At 63.6% G+C, this 22,348-nt stretch carries 22 protein-coding genes; 17 read left to right on the top strand and 5 right to left on the bottom strand.

Features of this window, described 5'->3' with window-relative positions; translation table 11 throughout:
• Positions 1-16 precede the first annotated feature (16 nt).
• From AC3YMN_RS17660 to AC3YMN_RS17695, 8 genes are all read left to right on the top strand, one after another.
• Positions 17-427, top strand: coding sequence for a cytidine deaminase (locus AC3YMN_RS17660; RefSeq protein ID WP_127751966.1), 411 nt, complete (start codon positions 17-19; stop codon positions 425-427).
• Between the two features lie 318 nt (positions 428-745).
• On the top strand, positions 746-1,540 hold the full coding sequence (locus AC3YMN_RS17665; protein ID WP_127751967.1) for a purine-nucleoside phosphorylase: 795 nt from the start codon (positions 746-748) through the stop codon (positions 1,538-1,540).
• The gene (gene deoC, locus AC3YMN_RS17670) at positions 1,537-2,526 is read left to right on the top strand and encodes a deoxyribose-phosphate aldolase (protein WP_489891035.1); all 990 of its coding nucleotides are present in this window, start codon (positions 1,537-1,539) and stop codon (positions 2,524-2,526) included. The genes AC3YMN_RS17665 and deoC overlap by 4 nt, the downstream gene beginning before the upstream one ends.
• A gap of 90 nt (positions 2,527-2,616) precedes the next feature.
• Positions 2,617-4,995 (top strand): aldehyde dehydrogenase family protein, encoded by a 2,379-nt coding sequence (locus AC3YMN_RS17675; protein ID WP_489891036.1) that lies wholly within the window; start codon positions 2,617-2,619, stop codon positions 4,993-4,995.
• A 147-nt stretch (positions 4,996-5,142) separates the two neighbouring features.
• Positions 5,143-6,477, top strand: coding sequence for a thymidine phosphorylase (gene deoA / locus AC3YMN_RS17680; protein WP_489891037.1), 1,335 nt, complete (start codon positions 5,143-5,145; stop codon positions 6,475-6,477).
• Between the two features lie 5 nt (positions 6,478-6,482).
• Positions 6,483-7,715 (top strand): phosphopentomutase, encoded by a 1,233-nt coding sequence (locus AC3YMN_RS17685; protein ID WP_489891038.1) that lies wholly within the window; start codon positions 6,483-6,485, stop codon positions 7,713-7,715.
• A 4-nt stretch (positions 7,716-7,719) separates the two neighbouring features.
• Positions 7,720-8,364, top strand: coding sequence for a uracil phosphoribosyltransferase (gene upp / locus AC3YMN_RS17690; protein WP_127751972.1), 645 nt, complete (start codon positions 7,720-7,722; stop codon positions 8,362-8,364).
• A complete protein-coding gene (locus AC3YMN_RS17695) occupies positions 8,365-8,760 on the top strand; it encodes a VOC family protein (protein WP_489891039.1) in 396 nt (131 codons plus the stop codon).
• A gap of 27 nt (positions 8,761-8,787) precedes the next feature.
• Here AC3YMN_RS17695 and AC3YMN_RS17700 read toward each other — a convergent pair whose 3' ends face one another.
• The 4 genes from AC3YMN_RS17700 to AC3YMN_RS17715 form a co-directional block, all read right to left on the bottom strand.
• Complete coding sequence (locus AC3YMN_RS17700; protein WP_489891040.1) at positions 8,788-9,408, bottom strand: HAD family hydrolase; 621 nt, start codon at positions 9,406-9,408, stop codon at positions 8,788-8,790.
• 63 nt (positions 9,409-9,471) lie between these two features.
• The gene (locus AC3YMN_RS17705) at positions 9,472-10,038 is read right to left on the bottom strand and encodes a TadE/TadG family type IV pilus assembly protein (protein WP_489891041.1); all 567 of its coding nucleotides are present in this window, start codon (positions 10,036-10,038) and stop codon (positions 9,472-9,474) included.
• A complete protein-coding gene (locus tag AC3YMN_RS17710; protein ID WP_127751976.1) occupies positions 10,038-10,604 on the bottom strand; it encodes a TadE/TadG family type IV pilus assembly protein in 567 nt (188 codons plus the stop codon). The genes AC3YMN_RS17705 and AC3YMN_RS17710 overlap by 1 nt, the downstream gene beginning before the upstream one ends.
• Positions 10,605-10,716: 112 nt before the next feature.
• A complete protein-coding gene (locus AC3YMN_RS17715; protein ID WP_127751977.1) occupies positions 10,717-11,166 on the bottom strand; it encodes a pilus assembly protein N-terminal domain-containing protein in 450 nt (149 codons plus the stop codon).
• 352 nt (positions 11,167-11,518) lie between these two features.
• Between AC3YMN_RS17715 and AC3YMN_RS17720 the strand changes: the two genes are divergently transcribed.
• From AC3YMN_RS17720 to AC3YMN_RS17755, 8 genes are all read left to right on the top strand, one after another.
• Positions 11,519-11,701: a Flp family type IVb pilin gene (locus AC3YMN_RS17720; RefSeq protein WP_489891042.1), complete on the top strand. Its 183-nt coding sequence runs from the start codon at positions 11,519-11,521 to the stop codon at positions 11,699-11,701.
• Positions 11,702-11,948: 247 nt separating this feature from the next.
• Entirely contained in the window at positions 11,949-12,449 is a 501-nt protein-coding gene (locus AC3YMN_RS17725; protein ID WP_489891043.1) for an A24 family peptidase, read from the top strand.
• Between the two features lie 169 nt (positions 12,450-12,618).
• A complete protein-coding gene (gene cpaB, locus AC3YMN_RS17730; protein WP_489891044.1) occupies positions 12,619-13,572 on the top strand; it encodes a Flp pilus assembly protein CpaB in 954 nt (317 codons plus the stop codon).
• Positions 13,573-13,584: 12 nt separating this feature from the next.
• Positions 13,585-15,000, top strand: coding sequence for a type II and III secretion system protein family protein (locus AC3YMN_RS17735; RefSeq protein ID WP_489891045.1), 1,416 nt, complete (start codon positions 13,585-13,587; stop codon positions 14,998-15,000).
• Between the two features lie 32 nt (positions 15,001-15,032).
• On the top strand, positions 15,033-16,301 hold the full coding sequence (locus AC3YMN_RS17740) for a CpaE/TadZ family protein (protein ID WP_489891046.1): 1,269 nt from the start codon (positions 15,033-15,035) through the stop codon (positions 16,299-16,301).
• 39 nt (positions 16,302-16,340) lie between these two features.
• A complete protein-coding gene (locus tag AC3YMN_RS17745) occupies positions 16,341-17,825 on the top strand; it encodes a TadA family conjugal transfer-associated ATPase (RefSeq protein WP_489891047.1) in 1,485 nt (494 codons plus the stop codon).
• A gap of 3 nt (positions 17,826-17,828) precedes the next feature.
• A complete protein-coding gene (locus AC3YMN_RS17750; RefSeq protein ID WP_127751983.1) occupies positions 17,829-18,803 on the top strand; it encodes a type II secretion system F family protein in 975 nt (324 codons plus the stop codon).
• Positions 18,804-18,827: 24 nt separating this feature from the next.
• Entirely contained in the window at positions 18,828-19,835 is a 1,008-nt protein-coding gene (locus AC3YMN_RS17755; RefSeq protein WP_489891048.1) for a type II secretion system F family protein, read from the top strand.
• Between the two features lie 97 nt (positions 19,836-19,932).
• On the opposite strand, the gene AC3YMN_RS17760 is transcribed toward AC3YMN_RS17755, so the two are convergent.
• Positions 19,933-20,580, bottom strand: coding sequence for a tetratricopeptide repeat protein (locus AC3YMN_RS17760; protein ID WP_489891049.1), 648 nt, complete (start codon positions 20,578-20,580; stop codon positions 19,933-19,935).
• A 254-nt stretch (positions 20,581-20,834) separates the two neighbouring features.
• On the opposite strand from AC3YMN_RS17760, the gene AC3YMN_RS17765 reads away from it, so the two are divergent.
• Positions 20,835-22,193, top strand: a complete 1,359-nt coding sequence (locus tag AC3YMN_RS17765; RefSeq protein ID WP_489891050.1) for a leucyl aminopeptidase family protein — start codon at positions 20,835-20,837, stop codon at positions 22,191-22,193.
• Positions 22,194-22,348: the final 155 nt, after the last annotated feature.

Genomic DNA, 22,348 nt, shown 5'->3' on the forward strand with positions numbered 1-22,348 from the left:
CGAAAGGACCCTTGCCATGCTGAGCGATGCCACCGACGAGGCGCTGTTCCAGGCCGCAGAAGCCATCCGCGCCAAGGCCTATGCGCCCTATTCCCGCTTTACGGTGGGCGCGGCAATCCTCGCCGATGACGGGCAGATCTATAGCGGCTGCAATATCGAGAATGCCGCCTATCCCGTGGGCAATTGCGCCGAAGCCTCGGCCATCGCCGCGATGATTGCGGGGGGCGGCAAGCGCATTGCCCGCATCTATGTGACGGGCCCCGGCGCCGCGCCGGTCACTCCTTGCGGCGGCTGCCGCCAACGCATCCGCGAATTTGCCGATCTCGATGTCACGGTGATCTCGCATGGCGTCGAGGGCGAGCCGCTGCTGACGACGCTCGAACAATTGCTGCCGCACAGTTTCGGGCCGGAATACCTGCCGAAGTGAGTTTTTTGGGAGCGGCGGGGTCTGGTTGCCTGCGTCCCCTCCCCCTTGAGGGGAGGGCTAGGGAGGGGGTCGACCCGTCCGGCGCCAAAGCAACGCCGACCCCCACCCCGACCCTCCCCTCAAGGGGGAGGGAGGGCTGGAGCCGATAACATTGCGTGTAAGCTACGCCCGCCACGCAAAACGGGCCTGACAATCCATCGTCCCCTCCCCTTGAGGGGAGGGCCAGGGTGAGGGCGTAGGGTCCTTCACCCCAATTCACGCCATCGCCAACCCCTCCCGGCTGCGAGAGGGGAGTGACAAAAAAACGAGACCAAAACCATGACCAAAGCCGCCAAGACCATTCGCCAGATCGCGGGCAAGGAGCCCATCACTGCGGCCCTGGTGCTGGGCTCGGGCTTGTCGGCGATTGGCGAGGGGCTCGCGGATTGCATCACCATTCCTTATGCCGAGCTCAAGGGCTTTCCCGGTGGCGGGGTGTCGGGGCATGGCCGCGACCTGCTGATCGGCACGATGGGCGGCAAGCGCATCGCGGTGCTGACCGGGCGCGAGCATTATTATGAGCATGGCAATGCCGCCGCCATGCGGCCGGCGCTGGAAACAATGGCGGAGCTGGGCGCGCAAACCCTGCTGCTGACCAATTCGGCCGGCTCGGTTGATGAGCGGCTGCGCCCGGGCGATTTGATGATGATTTCCGATCACATCAACTATGCCGGGATGAACCCGCTGATCGGGGAGGCCACCGACCGGCGCTTCACCAATATGGTGGATTGCTATGCCCCCGAGCTGCGCGCCAAGGCCATGGACATTGCCGAGCGGCGGGGGCTGCATTTGGGCGAGGGCATTTATCTCTGGTATTCCGGCCCGAGCTTTGAAACTGTAGCCGAAATCCAGATGGCAATCCGCCTGGGCGCCCAGGCCGTCGGCATGTCCACGGCACCAGAAGTGATCCTCGCGCGTTTCCTTGGGATGAAGGTGTGGGCCTGCTCCTCGATCACCAATATGGGCGCGGGCCTGTCGAGCGAGAACATCAGCCATGAGCACACCAAGACCATGGCCGTTGCGGGCGCGGACAAGCTCAAGCAGCTGATCCCCGCGCTGGTGGAGGAACTATGAGCCTGAGGGTCGTCAACCAGCAACCAACCGCTCCGGTGCATCGCCGCAATCCCGGCTTCACCCTCGATCTCGATTGGGTCGAGCGCACCGTAATGAACCGTTCGGCGCTGGAGCGCCGCGCCGGCACGATCGGCGCCCGCCGCACGGTGAAAAAGGATTATCAGCTCGCCTGGTTGCTCAAGGCCATCACGCTGCTCGATCTGACGACGCTCAATGCCGATGACACGCCGGCGCGGGTCGAGCGGCTTTGCGCCAAGGCGCGCCAGCCGGTTCGCCCCGAAATTCTCAAGCGCCTGGGCGCGGAAAAGCTGCGCATCGTGCCCGGCGCGGTTTGCGTCTACCATAGCTTTGTCGCCACGGCCGTGCACGCGCTCGAAGGCAGCGGCATTCCCGTGGCGGCAGTATCCACCGCCTTTCCCCATGGCCTCGCGCCCCTTGAAACCAAGCTGCGCGAAATCGAGCTTTCCGTTGCCGATGGCGCTGAGGAAATCGACATCGTCATCGAGCGCGGCACCGTGCTCCGGGGCGACTGGCAGGGGCTTTACGATCAGATCCGCGCCTACCGCGAGGCTTGTGGCGACGCCCATATCAAGACCATTCTGGGCACCGGGGAATTGGCCACCCTCACCAATGTCGCCAAGGCGTCGCTGGTCTGCATGCTGGCCGGTGCCGATTTCATCAAGACCTCGACCGGCAAGGAAAAAACCAACGCCAATCTCGTGACCTCGCTGGCCATGATCCGCATGATCCGCTGGTTTGCCGAGCAAACCGGCATCGAGATCGGCTACAAGCCGGCCGGCGGCATTTCCCGGGCCAAGGACGCGCTGGCCTATATGGCGCTGATGAAGGAAGAGCTAGGCACCCAGTGGCTGCAGCCGCACCTGTTCCGCTTTGGCGCTTCCAGCCTGCTCACCGATATCGAGCGCCAGCTCGAGCATGGCGTTACCGGGCACTACGCCGCCGATTATCGCCAGCCCATGGTGTGAAACACCAGGGCATCTGCCGTCAGGGCACAGAGCCGCTGCAGGGCGCGGGCGGGACCAGCAACCGGGCGCGCACCGGACCGGAGGAACGACATGAACAAGATCACGCAAGTCTTCGAAACCCTCGATTACGGTCCTGCGCCCGAAGCGGCCGACCAGGCACTGGCCTGGCTTGATGCGCATCATCGCCAGTTCGGCCATTTCATTGGCGGGCAGTGGGCCACCGCCGCCGCCACCTTCCCCAGCCATAATCCGGCGACGGGCGAGCCCCTGGCGCTGATCGGCGCCGGCACCGCGGCCGATGTCGATGCAGCAGTTGCCGCGGCGCGGGCGGCCTTCCCGGGCTGGAGCGCCTTGCCGGGCTTCGAGCGCGCCAAATATCTCTATGCCCTGGCCCGCGCGGTGCAAAAGCATGCGCGCCTCTTTGCCGTGCTCGAAACCCTCGACAATGGCAAGCCGATCCGGGAGTCGCGCGACATCGATATTCCCCTGGTGGCGCGCCATTTCTACCACCACGCCGGCTGGGCCCAGCACGCCGCGCGCTCCTTCCCCGGCCAGGTGCCTTATGGCGTTTGCGGGCAGATCATCCCGTGGAATTTTCCGCTACTGATGCTGGCCTGGAAGATCGCGCCGGCTCTCGCCGCGGGCAACACCGTGGTGCTCAAGCCGGCCGAATTCACCTCGCTGACGGCCCTCTTGTTTGCCGAAATCTGCGAGAGGGTCGGCCTGCCGCCGGGCGTGGTCAACATCGTCACTGGCGCCGGCGACACGGGCCAGGCGATCGTCGCTCATCCCGGCATCGACAAGATCGCCTTTACCGGCTCGACTGAAGTGGGCAAGGCCATCCGCGCCGCCACTGCCGGTTCGGGCAAGGGCCTCTCGCTCGAGCTCGGGGGCAAGAGCCCCTACCTCGTCTTTGACGATGCCGATCTCGACAGCGCCGCCGAAGGGCTGGTGGACGCGATCTGGTTCAACCAGGGCCAGGTCTGCTGTGCCGGCTCGCGCCTGTTGGTGCAGGAATCCATCGCCGAGCGCTTCATCAAGAAGCTCAAGACGCGCATGGCGAACCTGCGCATCGGCGATCCGCTCGACAAATCCATCGATGTGGGCGCCATGATCGACCCGGTGCAGGTGGAGCGCGTGCGCAAACTGATGGCCAAGGGCGTCGCCCAGGGGGCCGAAGTGTTTGAGGTCGAGGGCGAACTGCCCGCCAAGGGCGCGTACCTCAAGCCCGCCTTGGTCACCAATGTTTCGCCCGCCAATACGCTGGTGGCCGAAGAAATCTTCGGGCCGGTGCTGGTGGCGATGAGCTTCCGGACACCCGAGGAGGCAGTAGCGCTGGCCAACAACACCCAATATGGCCTCGCCGCCACGATCTGGAGCGAGAACATCAATCTGGCGCTCGATATTGCCCCAAAACTCAAGGCGGGCGTGGTGTGGATCAACGGCACCAACCAGTTCGATGCCGCCGTGGGCTTTGGCGGCGTGCGCGAAAGCGGGTTTGGGCGCGAAGGCGGGCGCGAAGGCATGGCGAGCTATTTGCGCCCCGCCTGGGAACACGACCTGCCCCTCGCCGCCGCCCAGGCTACCGAGCCGCTCGAAGCACCGGCGCGGCCAGCGGCCAATCCACTCGAGAGCCTCGACCAGACTGCCAAGCTTTATATCGGCGGCAAGCAGGCCCGCCCCGATAGCGGCTATTCGCTGCCCGTGCATGGCGCCGATGGCGGCCTGATCGGGGAAGTGGGCGACGGCAACCGGAAGGACATCCGCAACGCCGTCGAAGCAGCGCGCAAGGCGCTGGGCTGGGGCACGACGACTGCCCATAACCGCGCCCAGATCCTTTATTTCCTCGCTGAAAACCTCGATTATCGCCGCGTCGAATTTGCCCGCCGCATCGCGGCGCAAACCGGCGGGGATGGTGACGCCGAAGTGGCCGCCAGCATCGAGCGGCTCTTTGCCTTTGCCGGCTGGGCCGACAAATATGATGGCGCCATCCACAATCCGCCCACGCGGGCCGTCGCTGCCGCCATGGTCGAGCCCATTGGCGTATTGGGGATCGTCGCGCCGGCCGAGCAACCGCTGCTGGGGGCCGTGAGCTTGCTTGCCCCGGCCATTGCCATGGGCAACACCGTGGTGCTGGTGCCATCGGCGGTGGCCCCGCTCAGCGTCACGGATCTCTACCAGGTGCTCGAAACCTCCGATGTCCCCGCGGGTGTCATCAACATCGTCACCGGCAATCCCGAGGCGCTGGGCAAGACGCTGGCCGAACACCATGGGGTCGACGCGCTCTGGTTCTGCGGCTCGGCGGAAGCCTCTGCCCTCCTCGAAAAGGTTTCGGCCGGCAATCTCAAGCAAACCTGGACCACAAGCGGCCGCCGCTTCGACTTCACCGACGCGCAGAAATTCGCCGGCGACTACTTCCTCGCCAAAGCCACCCAGATCAAAAATGTCTGGATCCCATACGGGGCGTGAGTGTCGCCCCCGTGGTTCGAGGCTCACGAAGGGCTCGCCCCTCACCATGAGGGCTCCAAGAACTCAGCGCTCCGGTGCCCTCATGGTGAGGCGGGAGCGTAGCGACCCTCGAACCACGGGGGCAGAGCACCAAGCGAGGCTGAAAGCGTGACCTTCCTCCCGCAAGAAACCATCCTCAACAAGCGCAACGGCAAAGCCCTGGGCGCTGGCGAGATTGCCCGGTTCATCGCCGGCCTGGGCGACAACACGGTCTCGGAAGCGCAGGCAGCTGCCTTTGCCATGGCGGTATATTTCCGCGGCATGGACCGGGCTGAGTGCGTCGCGCTGACCCTCGCCATGCGCGACAGCGGCACCGTGCTCGACTGGTCCGATCTCGACGGGCCGGTGGCCGACAAGCATTCCACCGGCGGAGTGGGGGACAATGTGTCCCTGATGCTGGCGCCTATGCTTGCGGCCATGGGCATGTTCGTGCCGATGATTTCGGGGCGCGGCCTTGGCCATACCGGGGGCACGCTCGACAAGTTCGATGCCATTCCGGGCTATTCCACCAGCCCCGACAATGCCCTTTTCCGCCATGTGGTGCGCGATGTCGGCTGCGCCGTGATCGGGCAGACCGCCGATCTCGCCCCTGCCGACAAGACGCTGTACGCCATTCGCGATGTCACCGGCACGGTGGAGTCGGTCCCCCTCATCACCGCCTCCATCCTTTCGAAAAAGCTGGCGGCCGGTTTGGGGGCCCTGATCCTTGACGTCAAGACCGGCTCGGGCGCCTTCATGCCGACGCTCGAACAATCGCGCGAACTGGCGCAAAGCCTCGTCGATGTCGCCAATGGGGCAGGGCTGCGCACATCAGCGCTGATCACCGACATGAACCAGCCCCTCGCCAGCGCGGCCGGCAATGGGCTCGAAATGCGCAATGCTGTCGATTTCCTCACCGGCAAGCACCAGGACCTTCGCCTGCGCGAGGTGACGCTGGCCTTAGCCGCCAGCCTGGCGGAGCTAGCCGGCATTGTTCCCGACCGGGCAGCGGGCCTCGAACTGGCCGAGGGGGCGCTCACCAGCGACCGTGCCACCGAGCGCTTCAGCCGCATGGTGGCGGCGCTGGGCGGGCCGACCGATTTTGTCGAGCAGATGGACCGCCACCTAGCCCCGGCGCCCCTGGTGCGCGACGTATTCGCGCCGGCGGAGGGCCGGGTGGCCAGCATCGATACCCGTGGCGTCGGGATGGCGGTGGTCGCCCTGGGCGGCGGGCGCACTGCACCGGGCGAGGGCATTGATCATCGCGTCGGCTTTGACCACCTGCTGCCGCTTGGCGCCAGGGTGGATAACCGCACCCCCATCGCCCGCCTGCATGCCCGCGACGCCGCCAGTGCTGATGAGGCCGAACGCCGCCTTGTTGCTGCCTACCGCCTGGGCGAAACTGCGCCCGATCAGCCGCTGATCGCCGCCGTGCTGCCGCCGCCCGCTACCCCAAGGACCTGACGCCCATGCCCCGCGCCATTCTCTGCATTCTCGACAGCGTCGGCATCGGCGGCGCGCCTGATGCGGCGGCCTATGGCGACGACGGCGCCAATACGCTGGGCCATATCGCCGAACATGCCGCCGCTGGCAAAGCCGACCGCCCGGGCCTTCGCAGCGGCCCCCTGCGCCTGCCCAATCTCGACGCCATGGGCCTGGGCGCCGCCGTCCAGCTCTCCACCGGCACCGTGCCGCCCGGGTTGTCCGCGACACCGCGCGGCGGTCGTTTCGGCGTGGGCCGGGAAGTCTCCAAGGGCAAGGACACGCCATCCGGGCATTGGGAAATCGCCGGGGTGCCCGTGCCCTTCGACTGGGGCTATTTTCCCGCGACCGAGCCCTGCTTTCCGCCCGAATTAACCGCTGCCCTTATCGAGCAGGCGGGCCTGCCGGGCATTTTGGGCAACAAGCACGCTTCGGGCACCGAGATCATTGCCGAGTTCGGCGAAGAGTCGATCCGCACCGGCATGCCCATCTGCTACACCTCGGTGGACTCGGTGTTCCAGATCGCCGCGCACGAAACCCATTTCGGGCTCGATCGTCTCTACCAGCTGTGCCAGACCGCCTTTGCGCTGACGGCGCCGCTGCAGATCGGCCGGGTGATCGCCCGCCCCTTTGTCGGGGAGGATCGCGGCAGCTTCAAGCGCACCGGCAACCGGCGCGATTTCGCCATTCCTCCGCCCGAACCGACCCTGCTCGACCGCAATGCCGAGGCCGGCAACGCGGTTTACGCCATCGGCAAGATCTCCGACATCTATGCCGGCCATGGGGTCACCCACAAACTCAAGGGGACCGGGCTGCCGCAATTGTTCAACCGCACGCTCGAAGCAATGGAAATGGCGCCCGAGGGCGCGCTGGTCATCGCCAATTTCGTTGATTTCGACAGCGAATACGGGCACCGCCGCGATGTCGCAGGCTATGCCGCGGCGCTCGAATATTTCGATGCGCGCCTGCCCGAGCTGATCGCGGCCCTGCGCCACGATGACCTCCTGGTCCTCACCGCCGATCACGGCAATGACCCCACCTGGCCGGGCACCGACCATACCCGCGAGCAAGTCCCCATTCTGGTGTTTTCCCCAGCGCTCTCGCCAGGCGAGATTGGCATCCGCCCCAGCTTCGCCGATATTGGCGAAAGCCTTGCCCAGTGGCTTTCCCTGCCGCCAGGGCGACACGGCAACAGCTTTCTTTCCCCCAATTTCAGGTGATCCCATGACCGATGTCCTGCCCAGCAACGTCACCGTGGTTGATCACCCGCTGATCCAGCACAAGCTCACGATCATGCGCGACAAGGAAACCTCGACGGCCAGTTTCCGGCGGCTGCTGCGGGAGATTTCGCTGCTGCTCTGCTATGAGGTCACGCGCGATCTCGAGCTTGAAATGGTCTCGATCGAAACCCCGATGCAAAGGATCGATGCGCCCACCATCAAGGGCAAGAAGCTGGTTTTCGCCTCGATCCTGCGCGCCGGCAATGGCCTGCTCGAAGGCATGCTCGACCTGGTCCCAGCTGCTCGCGTCGCCCATATCGGGCTTTATCGCAACCATGAAACGCTCGAGCCCGTCGAATATTACTTCAAGGCACCATCGAACCTGGCCGATCGCCTGGTGATCGTGGTTGATCCCATGCTGGCCACCGCCAATTCGGCGACGGCCGCCATCGACAAGCTCAAGGAGCGCGGCGCCAACAATATCCGCTTTTTGTGCCTGCTCGCGGCGCCCGAGGGCATCAAGCGGTTCACCGCGGCCCATCCCGATGTGCCGGTGTTCACCGCCTCAATCGACAGCCATCTCGACGACAAGGGCTATATCGTGCCCGGCCTCGGCGATGCCGGCGATCGCATGTACGGGACCAAATAAATGGCCAAGCTTGTTCACACCATGATCCGCGTGCTCGACGAGGAGCGCTCGGTGGATTTCTATCGCCGCGCTTTCGGCCTCGAGACTGCCGAGCGGATCGATTTTCCCGATTTCACCCTGGTTTACCTGCGCGGCGATGATGTTGCCTTCGAGCTGGAACTAACCATCAACAAAGGGCGCACCGAGCCGTATCAGCTGGGCGATGGCTATGGTCATCTCGCCGTCGTGGTGGACGATCTCGATGCCGAGCACCAGCGCTTCCAGGCGGAGGGCATTACGGTCGGCAAGCTCGTCGATTTCAAGAACGGCGACACGCTCGTGGCGCGTTTCTTTTTTGCCACCGACCCCGATGGCTACAAGATCGAGGTGATCGAGCGGGGCCGCCGCTTCGGCTGATCGGCGCCCGCGCCTCGCTCGGGGCTGTCAGAGCGCCTTGAGCGGCAGGCCCAGCCCGATCAGTTCGGCCCGAACCGCTTCGGGCGTGGTGAAGTGAATGGCATGCAGGCCGAACTTGCGCGCCGCGACCACATTGGGCTCACTATCATCGATGAACACGCAGCTCTCGGGCGCCAGCCCGTATCGTTCGCAGAACACGCGGTAAATGCGCGGATCGGGCTTCACCAGCCCTTCGAGGCCTGAAACGATCACGCCGTCAAACTTCTCAAGGAACGGCCATTCCCCCAGCCGGGTCATCCACTTCTCCCAGGAGAAGTTGGTGATGGCAAAGGTCGGGATCTCCTGCTCGATCAACTCGTCATGGATGTCGATCGTGCCCTGGATCATCGGCCCAAAGGTTTCGGTCCAGCGGTGATCGAACGCCTGGATCTCGCGCCAATAGCGGGGGAACCGGCTCACGAGCTTGGCGACGCCTTCGGAGTAAAGCGTGCCGGCATCGAATTCCAAGTTCCAGTCGGGCGTGCAGATATTCTGGTGGAACCACAGTGCATCTTCCTCGCTCTCAAAGAGCTTGCGGAACAGATACATGGGGTTCCAGTCCACAAAGACCCCGCCAATGTCGAACACGGGGATGAGGGTATCAGTCATGGCAATTTCCGGCTGTGGACAGATGCCGGCTTGTGGCACGACGGCGGGGGTCGTGCAAGCAAGCTAGCAGCCCTGACACTGGATGCGATCGCCCTGGAACCGGGGCATGAAAAAGCTCTGGCGGTAAAGGGGAATATCCTGCTGGAAGACTAGGTCGAACATGGGCACAAACGGGGCAGATGCCTCGGCAACGATGATATATTTGTTGCGCACGATGTCCTTTATGGCGTTTGGCAACTCGATGCTGGCGTTGACGGTGTGCGGGGTTCCTCCGTTAAAACCGAGGGACCAATCTACCCGCGTCGTTCCGTCGGCCCGGATCTGCACCGAGGTTACTACCTGCTTGAGGTTAGCTGCTGAATATGGGGCGAGTATCCTCGAAGCAGCCTGAAAATAGTCGTTGAGCTGAGTGGTGCTGATCACGTCATCTGAGCGGGCCACGAGGTCGCCAACGGCGCCGGCGGTCGACTGTACCTTGCGATCCATGGTGATGAGCGTACTGGCTTCGATCGAGCCAGCATATAGGACCAGCATGATTGGCAGGATGAGGGCAAATTCCACCACCGCAGCTCCGCGATTGTCCTGACGCCAGCGGATGATCAGTTGCGAGAGATTTTGCCAGGCCTTCATCAGAACGGCTCGTTCTTGAACACTGTCGTGCTACCCAGCAAGCGCTGGCTCTGCGGCAGGTTGGCGAGGCCCAGCCCACCAATGTCCACTAAGATTGGGTATTTGTAATAGACTTGCACCATCACCACATCGGATCGGTTGCCGCCATCGTAGCCGGAGGGGACAGTCCATTCGCAGTCGGTGGTACAGTTGGGGTCAACCGGGGACGTCGTTGTCGCCGATGTGAAATTTGTTACCGTTGACACGCGGATATGCAGCCCGGCGCAATCGGGGAACAGCCCGTACAGCCGGCTGCACACCTCGGTACGAAACCGCGCCGTGTCAAAACCGGCAGTCTTGGCTTGACCGGTGCGGATCAAACGGGACGCATCCTGCACCGCGCTTTCCAGCACCTGGGTGGACAGGAACACCAGCGAGGTCTGCAGAATGGCCGCGATGATTGCAAAAAAGGGTAGGGCCAGGAGGGCGAACTCCACCGCGACGGCGCCCCGGCTGTCGCCGGCAAAGCGACGGCCTGCGCGCAGGCGCCTGGCTCGTGCAATGGGCGCAAAAAGGGTTGGGATCATCGCGGTGCTCGCTTTAGCAACGAGACAATAAGCCTGTACCCCTAAGCCATGGTTAGGATCGAGGGTTCGGGAACGAAGCTTCGCCCGGATGGTTAAGCGGGGCTAAACTGGCTTAGTTGCCGGTACCGGTGCCGACCAGCTGCGAGGAGGCCAGCGTATTGGCGGTATACTCATTCTGGTCGCCCAGCATGATGGTGGGCTGGCAGATCGGCGCGCAGGCAAGGCTCGTGCGCTGCAGGCCCTGATACACCGTCACCACGCCCGAGCTCATCTGCACCACATCGATCAGTGTGTCCGCGATCGGGTTGCCGACATTGTCGAGGATGATCAGGTTGGTCTGGCCATAGCTCTTGCCGGTCAACACCAGCGTCTTGGAATCCTGAATGGTCACATCGGCAATGCCGGGATTACCCACGATCACCGTGGCCGCCGGCGCACTGATGCGCAGCACCCGGGCCATGTTGACGCTGACGCTGATCGGCCCCGTTTCCGCCGCCTGGAGAGCGGGCAGGGGGGCAAGGGCGAACAAGGCAGCGAGGCAGGCGGCGACACGGGAGCGCATGGGCAGGTCCGGACTCGGGTACAATGCCGCTAGAGTTACCGAGATTGGTAAATAAAGGGAGAACGAACCTGTTCTTGCGCCACTCGAGGCCCTGCGTTCTTGCACCTGACCCAACTTACTGCCGGCGGACCTAGGCAATAAAGCAAAATTCAAGCTCTACTTGCAACTTGCATTGCTTGCTTCGAATGCAAGTCTTTCCGTTAGGGTCTTGATCATCATAAGCAAACCCGCGACTTGGGTTCTCTTTCGTTTAACTCAATTTCAACAGCTGCCGAATAGTTTAGGGCCATGTTCGATGCGTGGCCTGTCACTCGATGGCGTCACCCCGATGACGAGAGCAAGGAGCTTGGGAATGAACATTTTCGCACGTTTCGCACAGGACGAGTCCGGCGCGACGGCTATTGAATACGGCCTAATCGCCGCACTGATCGCCGTGGCAATCATTGCTGCAGCTACCACGCTGGGTACCGATTTGGCCGCGCTATTTGGCAGAATCTCGGGACGCCTGACGACTGCTGCTCCAGCAGCGGTGTAATTTCTGCTGCGAAATTGCCAGAGGGGAGGGAGCAAGCTGCCCCTCCCCTTCATCGTGGCTAGGTCTAGTTCTGCAGGTATTCGCCTAGGCACCCGAGTGCCTTGCCGCTTTCCGTTAGCATTCCTTGTTGCAACAGTGTGTGCGCATGTCCGCTGGCCCGTGCTCGTCTAACCGCGCTCAGAGGAGTTAGTATGTTCTGCGATGCTCGTTGTCGGCGGGCCTAGCCCGATTACTGGAGACAGGTTCCTTGTCCACGCTTGCCCTGCTGTTTTTCCCATTTTCCATGGCATTTGCGGCTTCGTCCGACCTGTTGACCATGCGCATTTCCAACAAGCTGGTGCTGCTGCTGGTGGCCGGTTTTGCGTTGACGGCGTTGGCCATTGGCCTGCCTCTTGAACTCGTGGCGATGCATATCGCCTGCGCCCTGGCCGTATTGGTGGTCGGCTTTGCCTTCTTTGCAATGCGCTGGATCGGTGGCGGAGACGCCAAGCTGGCGGCAGCGACCACGCTGTGGCTCGGCGTGGGGTTGACGCTACCTTACCTGGTCTATGCCGCCCTGCTCGGGGGCGCCCTGACCCTTGCGATTCTGTCCCTCCGCCGACTGCCGCTCACGCCATTTCTGGCCCGTTTCGAGTGGCTCGAGCGGCTGCATGACAGCAAGTCAGGGGTGCCCTATGGCGTCGCATTGGCCATGGCGGGGCTCCTGGTTTATTCCAATTCCGCTATATTCGAGCGCCTCGCATCCTGAGTCTTCAGTTGAGCACGTCGCTCAACACTGCTCGTCCTTGCATTATGCAAGTCTTAGCAGCCCGTTAACTCCGATTGCCAAGCTTCCTTTAACCAAACTTTGACCCTTTGGCCTCATTGTTTGGTGGATCAAGGGACCAACCGTGTCCCTCCACCAAGCGGAGTAGGCAATGAGGCCGGCGCGTCTGATTCTGTTGCTGGTAGCGTTGATCGCCGGTGGTCTTGCAGCATTCCTGGTCATGCGGGGCGGCGAACAGCCCGGCCCCCAGGTGGTTACCCAGGCAGCGCCGGCTGAAACCAAAACGCAAATCCTGGTGGCCGCCGCTCCCATCGGTGTCGGCGAGCGCTTGTCCAGCGCGGCCGTGCAATGGCAGGACTGGCCCGAAAGCGCCATCCGGCCCGAATATGTCACCATTTCCGCCATGCCGCAGGCGCCCGAAGAGCTGACCGGCGCCGTCGCGCGGTTCGAGTTCTTCCCGGGTGAACCCATCCGGCAGGAAAAGTTGGTCACCACGGGGCAGGGCTATCTCTCGGCCGTTCTGGCATCCGGCAAGCGCGGCGTGTCGGTGCCGGTCGCACCCGCCACTGCCGCGGGGGGCTTCATTGTGCCCAATGACCATGTCGATGTGCTCCTGACCCGCTCCACCGAAATGGGGCAGGTCTCCGAAGTGGTGCTGCCCAATGTGCGCGTCCTCGCTATCGGCACGCGCCTTGGCGAAGTGGGCGCCACCGGCGCCGGCACGCAGAGCGATCCGGCCCAATCCGGCTCGGGATCGGGCACCCAGGGCCAGGCCTTCGAGAACGCCACCATCGCCACGCTCGAGCTTGATCCTTCCCAGGCCGAAACCCTCGTCAATTCTACCGGTCAGGGCGAGCTGTCGCTGACCTTGCGCTCCATGGCCGATTTCAACGAAGCCGCGACTTCGGTGGGCAGCAGCCAGACCGTGCGCTTGATCCGCTTTGGCCGCGAGCAAAGCGTGATGTCGGGCAACACTCAGGCGCAGCCCAGCGTCGCTGTTCCGGAATCCACTCAGCCCAATGCGGCTCTCCCGGCTGTCGTGCCGGCCTCCGTCAGCCAACCAGAGCCTGCACCCCCCGCGCCCGCCGCGGTCGTGCTCCAGTAAGCGGTGAAAACCATGATCAGCCCCGCCGCCCGTTTTTCCCGCTCTGCCCTTCACCGCTGCCTCTTGCCCACGCTTTGCGCGGCGCTGCTGATCCCTTCGGCCGCAACCGCTCCGGTGCAGGCGCAGGACGCTCAACTCAGCATCTCTGCGGCTGCTTACGGCGCGGTTCGCTCCACCACCGTGGCGCTCAACAAATCGCTGATCGTCGACCTGCCAGCTGGCGTCGCCGAAGTAATCGTCTCCCAGCCCACCGTGGCCGCGGCGATCATGCGCACCCGCACCCGCGCCATCGTCCAGGGCATCGGTGGTGGCGATACCAACATCTTCTTTCTCGATGACCAAGGCCGCACCATCAGCGTGCTCGACATCAAGGTGCTCGAAGAACCCTCCCAAGTCGGCAATGCCTTGGAAGGCGCCTTGGCTCGCGTCATCCCAGGCTCCAATATCCAGGTGGAGTCCGTCACCCTGGGCGCCGCAGGTGACGAGATCAACCGCGTCGTGCTGACCGGCACGGTGCAATCCGCCGAAGACCGGGATCGTGCGCTGGAAGTGGCAATTCAGTTCGCGGGTGATCCCAAAAACGTCGCCAACATCATCGATGTGGCGGGCGCCCAGCAGGTCATGCTGCAGGTCACCGTGTCCGAGATCAACCGCAACACCGCCAAGGAATTAGGGATCAATCTGGCCGGCACGGCGGTGATTGGCGGGGTCAATCTCGGCTTCAACAACACCACTGCTGGCACCAACTTCACCACCAATGGGGCGACAGGCAACTTCCCCATCGCCAATGTGAATATCGATGCCGAAATCCGTGCCCTTGAAACCCGCGGTGCCTTGCGGATTCTGGCTCAGCCAACCTTGACCGCTATATCGGGCCAAACTGCCAATTTCCTCGCCGGTGGCGAACTGCCCTATTACGATCTCGACGATGACGGCCGCCGCATCACCAACTACAAGCCCTACGGCGTCGAGCTTGATTTCACCCCCATTGTTAAGTCCAACGGTCAGATTGGCCTCAAGGTCGAAACCAGCGTGTCCGAGCCGCAGACCGACGGCTCGCTGAGCAAGCGTGGCGCCTCGACTTCCATCGAACTGCCAGCCGGCACGACGCTCGCGATCGGCGGGCTACTGCAGGAGCGGGTCAGCCAGGGCATCAACCAGATGCCCGGTTTGGGAAATATCCCGATCCTCGGTGCGCTGTTCCGCTCGCGTCAGTACCAAAGCCAGGAAACCGAACTCGTGATCCTGGTCACGCCATACCTGGTGCAGCCCACCCATGGGACCATTGCCGTGCCCACCGATTTCAGCGAACCGGCCAGCGATGCCGAGGCGGTATTCCTGGGCAAGATGGAAAAGATGTATGGCGTCGGCGGTCGCGCCGAAATGCGGGGCGGCTTCAGCGGCTCGGTCGGCTTCATGCTCGATTGATGCGGCAGCAGGCGCCAAAGGAGAATAGTGTTATGAGTTTTCTGACCCCCGAGCCCCGCAAGACCGAAGAAGGTGCGGCCGAGATCGCCTCGGGCGCTCGCCTCATTCCGCGCATCACCATCCAGGCCTTTTGCGAAAACAGCCAGACCGCCCAGCTGGTGGAAAGCGCCATCCACGACCGGCGCATGTCCAAGGTGGCCCTCACCACTCACAATGGTGGGCTCGATGGGGCAGTGGAAACCTATAAATCCAACCCTACGCCCAATCTGGTCATCATCGAAACCACCCTCCAGCCCGCCGAGATTTCGCGCGAACTGGAGCGTCTGGCCGAAGTATGCGATGCCTCCACCCGGCTAGTCGTTCTGGGCCATGTCAATGACGTGATGCTTTATCGCGAGCTGATCCGCTCCGGCGTATCGGAATATATCGTCCTGCCCGCCACCTCCCAGACCATTGTCGGCGCCATCACCGAACTCTTTGCGTCCGATGGCGCCGCCCCGATCGGGCGCACTGTGGGCTTTGTGTCGGCCAAGGGTGGCGCTGGCGGATCTACCATCGCCCATAACGTCGCATGGATGGTGTCCCAGACGCTGCGCCAAGATTCCTTGATCGTTGACATGGACCTGGCCTTTGGCACGGCCGGGCTCAACTTCAACCAGGATCCGCCCCATGGGCTCGCCGATGCGCTGCTGGCCAACCAGAAGGTCGACCAGACCATGCTGGATCGCCTGATGAGCAAGGCGGCCAACCACATCAACCTGCTGACCGCGCCGGTCACCCTCGACCAAACCTATGATTTCGAGGAGCGCGAGTTCGAGGGCATCATCGAGATGTGCCAGGCCTCTATGCCGGTGGTGGTACTCGATATTCCCCATAGCTGGAGCGCCTGGGTGCGCCACACGCTCGCAACCATCGACGAGGTGGTGATCGTCGCCGAGCCCGATCTCGCCAACCTGCGCAACGCCAAGAACCTGTCCGACACCATCAAGGCGCTGCGCCCCACCGAAAGTGCCCCGAGCCTTGTGCTTAACAAGGTCGGCCTGCCGCGCCGGCCCGAGATCAGCGCCAGTGAATTCGCCAATTCCATCGAATGCCAGCTACTGGGCCAGGTGCCGTTTGATGCGGCCCTCTTCGGCACGGCTGCCAATAATGGGCAGATGATCGCCGAGGTCTCGGCCAACAACAAGATCAACGAAGTGTTCCGCGCCGTCGGGCTTCACGTCACTGGCCGGCAGGCGCCGGGCGGGGCGGGCAAGTCATCCGGCCTCAAAATGCCTTCATTCCTGAAAAAGCGAGCCTGAGGCGCCTTGGCAAGCGCTGGCTAGAACGGTACAACGAGCATGTTTGGTAAGCGTACATCCTTTGGCGGCAATACTCCCGGCGTCAATGTTGCCCCGCCGGCTCGGCCGCCCGAGCGTGCGCCCGTCCGTGCCGATCCGGTGCGCCGGGCCAGCGACGAGGCTGCCGCAATGCGCCTTCGCGGCGAGGAGGTGGTTGATGTGCGCACCCCCGTCGATGCGCAGCGCGACAAGGAATATTTCGCCACCAAGTCGGCCATCTTCAACGCCCTGATCGATTCCATCGACCTGTCGCAACTGGCCACCATGGACCAGGACGCGGCCCGCGAGGAAATCCGCGACATCGTCGCCGAAATCATCGCGCTCAAATCCATCATCATGTCGATTTCCGAGCAGGAGGACCTGCTCGAGGATATCTGCAACGACGTGCTGGGCTATGGCCCGCTCGAGCCCTTGCTGGCGCGCGACGACATCGCCGACATCATGGTGAACGGCTCCCAGAAATGCTATATCGAGGTGGGCGGCCGGGTGCGGCTCACCAATGTGCGTTTCCGCGACGACGCTCACCTGATGAATGTGTGTCAGCGTATCGTGAGCCAGGTCGGCCGCCGCGTTGATGAAAGCTCCCCCATCTGCGACGCCCGCTTGCCCGATGGCTCGCGCGTCAACGTCATTGCGCCCCCGCTCGCCATTGATGGCGCTGCGCTCACCATCCGCAAGTTCAAGAAGGACAAGCTGACCCTTCAGCAGCTGGTGAAATATGGTTCGATCTCGCCTGAAGGCGCCGAAGTGCTGCGCATCCTGGGCCGCGTGCGCGCCAATGTGCTGATCTCGGGCGGTACCGGCTCGGGCAAGACGACGCTCCTCAATTGCCTCACCGCTTTCATCGAAAAGGACGAGCGGGTCATCACCTGCGAGGACTCCGCCGAACTGCAGCTGCAGCAGCCCCATGTGGTGCGCCTTGAAACCCGTCCGCCCAATCTCGAGGGGGAAGGGGAGATCACCATGCGCGATCTCATCAAGAACTGCCTGCGTATGCGGCCCGAACGCATCATCGTGGGCGAAGTGCGGGGCCCGGAAAGCTTCGATCTGCTCCAGGCCATGAACACCGGCCATGACGGCTCCATGGGCACGCTGCACGCCAACAGCCCTCGGGAAGCGCTGTCGCGTCTTGAATCCATGATCACCATGGGCGGCTATTCGCTGCCCAGCCGCACCATCCGCGAAATGATCGTGTCGTCCATCGACGTGATCGTGCAGGCCGCGCGCCTGCGCGATGGTTCGCGCCGCATCACCCATATTTCCGAAGTGCTGGGGATGGAAGGCGATGTCATCGTCACCCAGGACATCTTCCTTTACGACATCATGGGCGAAGACCAGAACGGCATGCTGCTGGGGCGCCATCGCTCCACCGGCATCACCAAGCCCCAGTTCAGCGAGCGCGCTCGCTATTTCAACGAAGAAGCCAATCTGATCGAGGCGCTGGAAAACGCCAATGTCGAGCAGAACGAGCTGTTGGGGGCATAGCCGGTGAACGCGCTCCTGCTTGCTCTTCTGGCTATGGTCGCGGTCGGCGCCGCAGGCTTTGCCTTGGTGCCTTCGGCCCTAGGCAGTAGCCGCAGGGCCGCCAAGCGCCGCGCTGCATTCAAGGTCGACCGGGGTACGCGCCTTGCGACCGACAGCGCCCGCGTGCGGGACCAGCGCCGCAAAAGCGTGCAGGACGCGCTCAAGAGCCAGACCGATGCCCTCAACGCCAAAAAGCGCGTACACCTGCCGCAGCTACTGTTCCAGGCCGGCATGACCATCAAGCCAGCGACCTTTATCCGCAACAGCATCATCGCCGGGGTGATCATTTTCCTGTTGCTGGTTCTGGTGCAGGTGCCGTTTTATTTCGCCGCGATCTTTGCCGTGGCGGGCGCTTATCTCGGCCCGCGCATGTATGTCAGCCGCAAGCGGCGCAAATACCAGGACAAGTTCCTCGACGAACTGCCCAACGCGGTGGAAGCCATTGTGCGCGGGGTCAAGACCGGCCTGCCGCTCAACGATTCCATCCGCGTCGTCGCCAAGGACGCCAAGGAACCGGTGAAGTCCGAATTCCAGCGCGTGCTCGACCAGCAAAGCTTTGGCATGTCGATGACCGATGCGGTGCAGGTGCTGCTCGAGCGCGTGCCCCTGGCCGAGGTCAACTTCTTTGTGGTGGTGATCAGCGTCCAGCAACAGGCGGGCGGCAATCTGAGCGAAGCGCTGGGGAACCTCGCCCGCGTTTTGCGCAACCGCAAGAAGATGAAGCAAAAGGTCAAGGCGATGTCGTCCGAAGCCAAGGCTTCGGCGGGGATCATCGGCTCGCTCCCCTTCGTCGTGGCCACGCTGGTCAGCGTCGTGTCGCCCGCTTATCTGGCGCCGCTTTTCACCACGCCGCTCGGCAATATGTGGCTGGGCGTCGCCTTTGTGATGCTCTCATTCGGCGTCTTCGTGATGAACCGGATGATCCAGTTCGATTTCTAAACTCCTGGGCAAGGACGTGCTGTTGTGAACATTGTCGAGCTTTTGACCCAGCGCGAATTCCTGATTGCCGTGCTCGCCGCGGTTTCCGCGGCTGCCGTGGTGTTCACCTTTGGCTCGAGCCTGATCGTCAAGACGGAGATGAAGACCCGCATCAAGCGCGTGGCGCTGGAACGCGACAAGATGCGGGCCGAGGAGATGGCGCGGCTGCGCGGCAGCGCTCTGGGAAGCGATGGCCGCTCCTCCATTCGCCGCAATGCCGAAACCAAGACCTATATGAAAAAGGTCGTCGAGCGGTTCGACCTCAAAAAGGCCTTCCAGGACGATGCCACCGTCGACAAGCTCGCCATGGGCGGTTATCGCGGGCAGGGGCACCTGACCACACATTTGTTCATGCGCTTTGCCACGCCGATCGGCATTTTCGTGCTGGTGGGTTTTTACTTCTTTGTCATGGCCCCCTCGCCCGAACGGCCGGTTTATCTCAGCCTGCTTTACAGCATCGGCGCGGGGCTGGCGGGCTCCTACCTGCCCAAGCTGCTGCTGCAGAACGCCATCTCCAAGCGCCAAGCCTCCATCCGCAAGGCCTGGCCCGATTGCCTCGATCTGCTGCTGCTGTGCGTGGAAGCGGGCATGTCGATGGAACATGCCTTCAAGCGCGTGGCCAAGGAAATCGGCCAGCAAAGCGTCGAGCTTGCTGAAGAGCTGACTCTCACTACCGCTGAATTGTCGTTTCTCGAAGATCGCGGCCGCGCCTATGAAAATCTGGGGCGTCGCACCGGGCTCGACAATGTGCGTTCGGTGATGACCGCGCTGATCCAGGCTGATCGCTATGGCACCTCCGTTGGCCAGGCCCTGCGCGTCATGGCCGAGGAAGGCCGCGAATCGCGCATGTCGGAAGCCGAGAAAAAGGCGGCATCGCTGCCCCCCAAGCTCACCGTGCCGCTGATCCTGTTTTTCCTGCCCGTGCTGTTCGTCGTCATCATGGCTCCCGCCATGATCAAGGTTTTTGCCACCCCAATGAACACGGGGATGTAAGCGCAAGCACGGCTTATCGCGCCAGCGCGGGCGCAGCTCGTCGCTCCCGCTCGATCGCAGCTTGTAGCGCCCCGCGAGCGCCAGCCGGGCTCAAGCCTCAGCCCTGATCGACCTGTTCCCAGCGGTTCTGCTGGGTCAGCAGCGAGCGCACATAGGTCATGTTGCTTTCCACCTGCTCGGGCGGCAATTCGGCGGCATAAAGCGCACGCGCTTCGTCGAACCGGCCCTGCAGGCCCACAATCAGCGCCAGGTTCTGCCGCACGCGGGTATTGGCACCGCGCATGGTCACGGCGCGGCGCAGGTGCTGCTCGGCCCGGGGCAGTTCATTGGTCATGGCATAGGACAGGCCCAGATTGGCCTCGATCGGGCCTTCCCCGGGGGCGAGGGCCAGGGCTTGCGTATAAAGCCGGCGCGCCTCCTCATTGCGTCCCAGCTGGTCCAGCGTTGCGCCCTTGACCAGCAGTGCATTCCAGTCCGGCGCATCGGGGCGGATGGCCTTGTCGATCACTGCCAGCGACTGGGTAAAGCGCCCATCGGCCGTCAGCGCCTTGGCATAGGCGATGGTGATTTCCGTATCGGTGGGGTGATGCGTCATCCCCGCTTCCAGCACGGCCACGGCCTGCCCGCTTTGGCCCGCATCGCGCAGCGCGGCGGCATATTGGATGATGAGGTTCTTGTCCTTGGGCTGGCGCTTGTAGCGCTCGGTCAGTTCGCCCAGGCCCTGCTGACTCTGCACTGCGGGCATTCCCGCTCCGTCCGGGCCCGTGAGCGAGCGGTTCGACGCACAACCGGCCAGCAGCAGGGTCGTCATCCCCGCCAACACGGCACAGCGCAGCAATGGGGGTAGGCAGGGCAGGGCAAGCACGGCAAACACCTCGAACCAGGAAAGCCTTCGCTTTAGTAGAACATTAACCCTAACGCGCCGTTAAGTCGGGCTTTGGCGATTGCCGGTGGACCGCGACGCGCGCTAAGAAAGTGCACGATCTCAGGGACCAAGCCATGACCACCACCCAGCCCATTGCCATCATCTGCCTTGCACCCGGCGGGCTCGATGGGGCCGGCCTCAATCCCACCATGCTGGCCTGGGCGCAGGCCAATGCGTTTGATGGCGAGCGCGGCCGCTTGCTGCCGGTCCCAGGCGAAAACGGCGCGCTTGGCGCTTATCTGTTCGGGCTTGGCGAGGCGGGCGATCGTTCCCCCATGGTGCTGGGCCTGGCGGGCGCCAAGCTTGCGCCCGGCGATTACCGCCTGGCCGGAGCCTTCGGCGATCCCACGCTGGCGGCAGTGGCGTTCCGCCTCGGCGCCTATCGCTTCGCCCGCTACAAAAAAGGCAAGCCCGCCCCGCAGCTGGCGCTGCCCGAAGGCGCCGACGGCGCCGAAGTCGAGCGCCTCGTGGAAGCGGCGACCCTGGCGCGTGACTGGATCAACACCCCCGCCAATGATTTCGGCCCCGAAGAATTCGAGCGTCAGATCCGCGCCTTTGCCCAAGAGCGGGGCATGAGTGTTGCCGCCACTGTCGGCGAGGATCTGCTCGCCGCCGGCTTTCCCCTGATCCATGCCGTGGGGCGGGCCGGGCACCAGCCGCCGCGACTGCTCGACCTTTCCTGGGGCGATCCCAGCCATCCCAAGGTGACGCTGGTGGGCAAAGGCGTGACCTTTGATACTGGCGGGCTCGACATCAAGAACGCGGCGGGCATGCTGTTGATGAAAAAGGACATGGGCGGCGCCGCCAATATTTTGGGCCTCACCCATGCCATCGTGTCGGCCAAGCTCGGCCTGCGCCTGCGCGTCCTCATCCCCATTGTGGAAAACGCCATCGCCGGCGCCGCCTTCCGGCCGGGCGACGTGCTCCCATCGCGCAAGGGCCTGACGGTCGAGATCGGCAACACCGATGCCGAGGGCCGGCTGATCCTGGCCGATGCGCTGGCGCTGGCCGATGAGGAAAGCCCCGAACTGCTGCTCGACATGGCAACGCTCACTGGTGCTGCCCGCGTTGCGCTCGGCCCCGAACTGCCCGCGCTGTTTTCCACCGATGATGCGCTGGCGCGCGAGCTTATGACCGCCGGCCTCGCCCTGGACGATCCGCTCTGGCAAATGCCGCTGTGGTCGCCCTACGATGCCATGATGAATAGCAAGATCGCCGACGTGAACAATGCCGGGCAGGGCGGCTTTGCCGGCTCCATCACCGCCGCCTTGTTCATGCGCCGCTTTGTCGCCAATGCCGGCGCCTGGGTGCATCTCGACATCATGGCCTGGGCCCCCGAAGCGCGCGCCGGCCGCCCCTTCGGCGCCACCGACCACGGCATCCGCGCGGTCTACGGTGTGCTCAAGGCGCGGTACCCCCGCGCAGCCTCGTAGAGGCTGTCGCGCCCGCGCAGTCCGCCGCAACCCGCAGGGTTGTCGGCCCGCCGCAACCCGCAAGCTAATCGCTCCCGCGCAACCCGCAGGGTTGTCGCGTTCAGCCCCGCGCAGCCTCGCAGAGGCTGTCGCGCCCGCGCGGTCCGCCGCAACCC

This window comes from Devosia sp. Z11_6 (genome assembly GCF_058133665.1).